The organism is Halobacillus sp. Cin3 (assembly GCF_947311855.1).
In the GTDB taxonomy this organism is placed as follows: domain Bacteria; phylum Bacillota; class Bacilli; order Bacillales; family Halobacillaceae; genus Halobacillus; species Halobacillus kuroshimensis.
In genome coordinates this window covers 544,176-550,322 of the sequence record NZ_CAMZMV010000002.1, presented here as the reverse complement: position 1 = coordinate 550,322, position 6,147 = coordinate 544,176, and the positions used below count along the sequence as shown (strand labels likewise).

5 protein-coding genes are annotated in these 6,147 nt (G+C 47.8%); 2 read left to right on the top strand and 3 right to left on the bottom strand.

Annotated features, from left to right (window positions below; genetic code table 11):
* Positions 1 to 98 precede the first annotated feature (98 nt).
* Genes QMA39_RS10780 through QMA39_RS10770 form a run of 3 tightly spaced genes read right to left on the bottom strand, consistent with a single transcriptional unit; the run spans position 99 to position 3,885 of the window.
* Entirely contained in the window at positions 99 to 1,466 is a 1,368-nt protein-coding gene (locus tag QMA39_RS10780) for a PTS ascorbate transporter subunit IIC (protein ID WP_281658712.1), read from the bottom strand.
* Between the two features lie 35 nt (positions 1,467 to 1,501).
* Positions 1,502 to 1,768, bottom strand: a complete 267-nt coding sequence (locus QMA39_RS10775) for a PTS sugar transporter subunit IIB (RefSeq protein ID WP_027954799.1) — start codon at positions 1,766 to 1,768, stop codon at positions 1,502 to 1,504.
* A gap of 20 nt (positions 1,769 to 1,788) precedes the next feature.
* Positions 1,789 to 3,885: a BglG family transcription antiterminator gene (locus QMA39_RS10770; protein WP_281658711.1), complete on the bottom strand. Its 2,097-nt coding sequence runs from the start codon at positions 3,883 to 3,885 to the stop codon at positions 1,789 to 1,791.
* A gap of 274 nt (positions 3,886 to 4,159) precedes the next feature.
* Here QMA39_RS10770 and QMA39_RS10765 point away from each other — a divergent pair, with 274 nt between their 5' ends.
* Both QMA39_RS10765 and QMA39_RS10760 read left to right on the top strand, forming a co-directional pair.
* Entirely contained in the window at positions 4,160 to 4,528 is a 369-nt protein-coding gene (locus QMA39_RS10765) for a hypothetical protein (RefSeq protein ID WP_027954801.1), read from the top strand.
* 185 nt (positions 4,529 to 4,713) lie between these two features.
* Positions 4,714 to 5,667 carry a DUF5107 domain-containing protein gene (locus QMA39_RS10760; protein WP_027954802.1) on the top strand — a complete coding sequence of 318 codons (954 nt, stop codon included), beginning with the start codon at positions 4,714 to 4,716 and terminating at the stop codon, positions 5,665 to 5,667.
* The last annotated feature ends 480 nt before the right edge of the window (positions 5,668 to 6,147 follow it).

Here is a 6,147-nt window from a genome sequence, read left to right as displayed (position 1 = left end):
CCGGTACAATACCGAGGCCATCTCTTAGCTGCCTAAGGCTCTTTTTATAAACTGTCCATATTATGGGGTACAGTTCATGGAAGGTTTGGGCACTTCGTTTATGCGGCGCTTGTGTCCTTCTGTTTTTCACCGCCTCGTTTTTTTATGGCCAGTGCAAACGGAAGGGCTAGCAGGGCAAGAATGATACCAACCACGACCACGTTGGACTCTACGAGGTTGATCAAGTTGCCGAGGACGATCCCGACGACACCGAAGTCCCCGTCACCAAATGTTGTTCCCTGGAAGCCTAAGGTTCCGAGAACTGGGAGGAGCAGTGCAGGAAGGAAGCTGATCATGACACCGTTGGCCATCGATCCGAAGATAGCACCTTTTCGTCCGCCTGTCGCATTCCCGAACACGCCGGCGGCTGCTCCTGTAAAGAAGTGGGGAACGAGGCCGGGGACAATAACTTTCAACCCAAGAAGGGGAAGGAACAGCATACTGATCAATCCGGCGGCAAAGCTGAAGAGAAAACCGATGATGACAGCATTTCCCGCGAACGGGAAAATAGCGGGACAATCCAGCGCTGGTTTAGCATTCGGCACAATCTTGTCTGCGATACCTTTGAACGCCGGGACGATTTCTCCAAGCAGCATACGCACACCAGCAAGAATGATATAGACGCCGGCCGCGAATGTCAGTCCCTGCATGAAGGAGAATACAAGGAAGTTCTGACCACCGCTCAGCTCGGATTCAACAAAGCCGGGACCCGCCGCTCCAGCGACGACGAAAAAGAGGATAACCATCGTCAGGGAGACAGAGACAGAAGTATCTCTTAGGAAGCTGAGCGATTTGGGTACTTTGATTTCTTCTGTAGACCTTGATCCCTTACCGACCACTTTCCCAATCGAACCAGCGACAAGGTAGCCGATCGAACCGAAATGTCCGACAGCAAAGTCATCAGATCCCGTGACCTTCCGCGTATAGGGCTGAAGCATTGCTGGGAATAACACCATGATCGCCCCGAGGATGATGGAACCGAGAATGATCATGCCTGCACCGGAAAAGCCCCCGGTCGTCAAAATGACAGAGATGAGACAGGCCATGAACATCGTATGGTGCCCGGTTAAGAAGATATATTTAAAAGGACTGATGCGGGCCAGGATAATATTAACGACCATCCCGAACAGCATAATCATAGCCGTTTCCGTACCGAAGCTTTCCTGGGCCAGCGCAACGATCGCTTCGTTGTTGGGGATGACCCCTTCGACAGCAAAAGCTTCATCAAACATGCTGCTGAAGTTCCCGAGAGACTGGACGAGTACGTTCGCCCCTGCTCCCAGGATGACAAATCCCATCACGGTCTTCAGCGTACCGGAGACAACATCTCCGGAATTTTTCTTTTGTACAAGGAGCCCGATAAGAGCGAATAATCCAACGAGGATGGCGGGGGTTCCCAAAATATCTTTCATGATCAAATCAACCATATAAGTCGCTCCTTTGTTTGATGGAATGGGTTAGGTTACAGGTTTTGTTCCAACGCGCTTCTCAACTCGTTCTTGTCCATCAGGTTCCGCAGTTTTACGACGTTCTTCTGCCCATCTTCCAGACTTTCTACAATATCTTCAGATCCGAGGAAGAGGTCGGCCTGCTCGGTTTTGGCCGTCGTCAAATCGGTGTGGGAGACTTCTGCTTCCTTCCCCATATCCTGAAGGGCTGATTTCACATTCATTTCAACTATCATACTGCTTCCAAGTCCATTTCCACATACAACTAATACTTTTTTCATTTGAATTCCTCCTCGTAATTTTACACTTCTATAGTTTGGTTGATCAGATGAAGAATCTCTTCATTAGATGACGCTTCAATCATTCGATCAACGGCCTTTTCGTCCGAAAGCAGTTCCGTCAGCTGGGCCAGCGCTTTTAAATGGGTCTGATTATCAATGGCTGCGAGAATAATGATCAATTGCGCTTTATGCTTTTCCTTATCAGAAAAACTGACCGGTTCATTAAGCTTTAAAAGACTCATTCCGAGCTGCTCCACGCCACTTTCCGGACGGGCGTGAGGGATGGCGATCCTCGGGGCAATCACGATGTAAGGGCCCAGCTCTTTTACATTTGTAATCATAGCTTCAACGTAATCAGGGTGGATGGAAGATTTGTCGATTAACGGCTGGGCAGCCGTGCGGATCGCTTCTTCCCAATCCGGAGCCTGTTCTTGAAGTTGAATCGTATCCTTCGTCAATAATTCGTTAAGCATCGGCTTTCTCAGCTCCTTTCTATCGGTATGAAGACTGTCCAACAGGATAGTAATCTCTTTTTGAAGCCGTTCCTGCTGATGGATGGTCGCATACTTTTGAATCGTTTCCATCAATGCGGCAGGCAGGCTTCTGTCTTCGGGTTCTGTTTCAAATTGTTGATTCATGATTTGGATGACCCGTTCTTTTTCAAAATTGTTCAAGATGGCCGGGACGTGGATCACCGGCACCTCGTCCGACTTCACATAATTGGTGGAGAATACGACATCGGTGTCATGCTTGTTTTTCTGGTACTCCCGTTTGGAAAGAATGTCAGTGATCCGCAGTCCGGCAATCAACTCTTCCAGCTGGGAACGAAGCATGTTGGACGTACCGATGCCGTTTTCACAGACGATGATGCCTCTGTACTTCGTTTCGACGGCTTTTTTTTCTTTGTTCAACCATCCCCCGAAATGAAGAGTGATATAAGCCGTTTCCTCCTCAGGCACGGGCCTGCCGATGAACAACTCCAGGTGCTTCATGACGCGTTTGGTCAGATGATAAAGGTCGGCATAGGTTTCCTGAATGTTTTGAGACAGCTCGTTGGTGACTTTGACACCATATTTAATCCGGTAATAGGCGGGTTTGATATGGGACAGCAGATTCTCTGCCAGTCCTTTTCTGTCATCAAAAACGACGAATGAGTATATTTGAAAATCCTCGATCATCTGATGGATCACTTGTCGCAGCCCTTCACTTTCCCTTTCTGAATACCGGCTGATGTCGTCGTGCTGCACTTTGGAACTAAGCAGGTTCATCGTCATAAAGCAGATTTCATCTTCCGGAAAAACCAAGGGCCAGACTTTTTCCAGTTCCCGCGAAAGAACGGAAGCGGAAATGTAGGCATCTGTCTGTTTTAAAACTTCCTTCTCTTCCGGCTGTACGTATACGAATTGGTTCATGTCGATCCGTTTGACCATCATCAGCATCTGAAGGGCCAGCAGATCAGCCATTTCGTCTGTAAATGTAGCCCCGAGCTGTTCCTCGACAGCAAACAGGAGACGTTTGATGACCCGGCTGTTTTCACCGGGCGGGAGGAAAGAGGGCAGGGCCATGTGTTGAAGGTTGTTTTGAACCGTCACCCACTCGGGATGGGAATAGGCATCAACGACCAGGTTCAAGAGCATCAGCCTCTGTAAATCCTCCGGTCCCTCAACCTGATAGCCTGCTCCTTTTTGGTAATGGAGCGTCAACCCAGTCTGGTCAAATTCCTGTTTGAGTGCTGCAATGGCTTTGGCAACCGTTCCTCTGCTCATATGGGTGAGGTCCATAAAGGTATTCATCGATGCATGTGGCTGTAAAAGAATGTTTGCTTTGATCAACAGGGTGCGTTCTTTTCTTGAAAGCTGGTAGTGCCAGCCGTCAAAATGAAGAGAAGCACCTTCCAGGTGATGTCTGGATGATTCAGGCAAGCAGAGTCCTTCACCGTGACGCGTCTCCAACAGATCCAGCTTCTGGCCGGCCAGCCAGTCGTTGATCTGCTCGACATCATAGTAAACAGTGCGTGGAGAGACATTCATTTGGAAAGCCAGATCTTGAACAGCGACAGGAGTTGTCGACTGATTCAGAATAGATATCAGGTGTGCACGCCTTTTATCTAAAACCATGGAGGGTCCCTCCTTTGTATTTCCAGGAATATTCCTGCAATATTGTACGTTGTGATTGGGATGATCATCTTATGTTATGAGTATAGCCGTTTAATGACGGTTATGTAAGGGGTTTCAATGTTCATAGTTTGTCATACATAAATTTGCAAAAATATACGCGTGTGAAGTGGATGAGCGGTTCCTGTGAAAATTTAAATGTCGGCCATAGAAACGGGAGATATTTTCCATGGTGCTGCATATAGTGGTATAAGCTTTATAATGGAGGAATGGAAACGTGAGAAAGTGGCTGGGAACCCTCTTTGTTTTCCTAATCGTAGCTGGATGCGGCGCAGGATCTTCGCAGCGGGCCATCCAGGAACTGACATCCACGATGGAACATGAACTTCATATCGTTTACTTTTATGAACAGGAACGCCCCACAGAAAAGCTGGAGGCTCAGCTGACAGGGATGAAAGTGTTTCTGGCGAGAAAAAATATACCTGCTTCCATCAGCTACAGGAAGATCAAGGCTGATAAGGATTATGAAGAACTACTGGGAGTCAAAGACGGGCAGATCCTTGTTTTCGATTATAAAGGCATCCGCTTTAACGCCCGCAATATACATGTACTGGAAGGTATGATCTTACAGCTTTCCAACCCATAAGCAGACAGAGACTTAGAAAAGTCTCTTTTATTTTTCTGTTTTTTCCAAATTTAGAAAAACCTCTTCCGTGTTATCCATGGATATGCTACCTTATACATAATAGATAATTGGAAGCGTTACCATTAAAGGTGGACCAGAAATGAACTTCTGGAAAACCAGGAGACAGTGATGGAGGAGGATGAATCATGATCGATGTATCGACCTGTCAAAAGACGACATTTAAAGGGCTGAAAGCGGTTGTACTGGAGAATGAGTATGTACGCTCTGTCATCCTTCCTGACTACGGAGGAAAGATGGTCAGTTTTTATGACAAGACCATTCAATATGAGTGGCTGTATCAGGCCAAGGAAGAGTCCCTCCGGATACCGCCGTACGGCGCGGATTTTTCGGCGTATGATTCCAGTGGGTTTGATGAAATGTTCCCCGGTATCGATCAGGGGCCGCATCCTGTAACGATGGACGAAATTCCCGACCACGGGGAAGTATGGGCCATGCCTTGGACGTGGAAGGCCACCTGTGATGGAATGGAATTGACGGTGGAAAGTGATCGTTTTCCGTATCGATTGATGAAACGTGTCAAGCTTGGAAAGAACGATGTGGAAATCACCTACAAGGCAGTCAATAAGGGATCGGTTCCATTTCCTTTTATATGGACACCGCATGCGCTTTTGAACTATAACGACCAGACGGAAATCCAAGTACCGGAAGCGATGAAGGAAGTGATGAGTGTAGAAGCTTCCTCCACCCACTTAGGTGGCTGGGGCACAACGCACACCTATCCGGAAACCTCATCCGTTTCTACCGGGGAGCGGCTCGACCTGGCTAAGCTTGAGCCATTGGAGGAAGGCACGGCTGAAAAGTTTTATTTTACAAAGCCTCTCAGTGAAGGCTGGTGCGCCCTTGTACAGCCGGACCTTGGAAGAAAATTAACTTACCATTTCCCTGAAGAAAAAGTTCCATACCTCGGCGTATGGAAAACCCGCGGGGGCTATAGAGGCGAGCATAACATCGCCCTTGAACCGTGCACCGGTGTATATGATGATGTGTATGTAGCGGACAAAATCGGCCGGGCATCCTACATTCCCGCAAACGGCTCCTACACATGGAAGTTTAAGATGGAAACAGGCAGCAGTTTTTAAAAAAGATGAGAAGCCTACGAATCATTACAATCCTGGAATGTCAGGAATGAATGGGAGCCAGCATGTGGTCTCTGGTCACGTTCCGCTTATCGGTGGATGCTTGCCGCGGGCACGGCCTCAGCTAACTTGGGCAGGAAAACCACCTGTCCAAGTGGATCTTCGGCTCGTGCTGTTCCCGCAGGCGTCACCACCGAACGCTCCTCGTGACCTTCCCTGATGATGCTCTATGAAAGGAAGATTTTCTGTTTAACAGAAGATCTTCCTTTTTTATGTCCAAATCATAGAAAAAAGCATGTGCCTTCTCTTTATCAATCTGTATGACGAAACCAAAAGACGTACAACTCATATTCGATTGTCTGCTCGGGTGCTGTCCATGTCCTGAATCCTTCTCCCCTTATCCAACAGACAAAAGAATGGTCGGAACTTCTGGAGGGGACTGGAAAGCAGGAGGTTTTATAATTTGTTGAGACTCCGACCATT

Bases quoted from the DNA above. Each gene is read 5' to 3' on its own strand.
- QMA39_RS10780 (WP_281658712.1), bottom strand. From the start codon at position 1,466: ATGGTTGATTTGATCATGAAAGATATTTTGGGAACCCCCGCCATCCTC.
- QMA39_RS10775 (WP_027954799.1), bottom strand. From the start codon at position 1,768: ATGAAAAAAGTATTAGTTGTATGTGGAAATGGACTTGGAAGCAGTATG.
- QMA39_RS10770 (WP_281658711.1), bottom strand. From the start codon at position 3,885: ATGGTTTTAGATAAAAGGCGTGCACACCTGATATCTATTCTGAATCAG.
- QMA39_RS10760 (WP_027954802.1), top strand. From the start codon at position 4,714: ATGATCGATGTATCGACCTGTCAAAAGACGACATTTAAAGGGCTGAAA.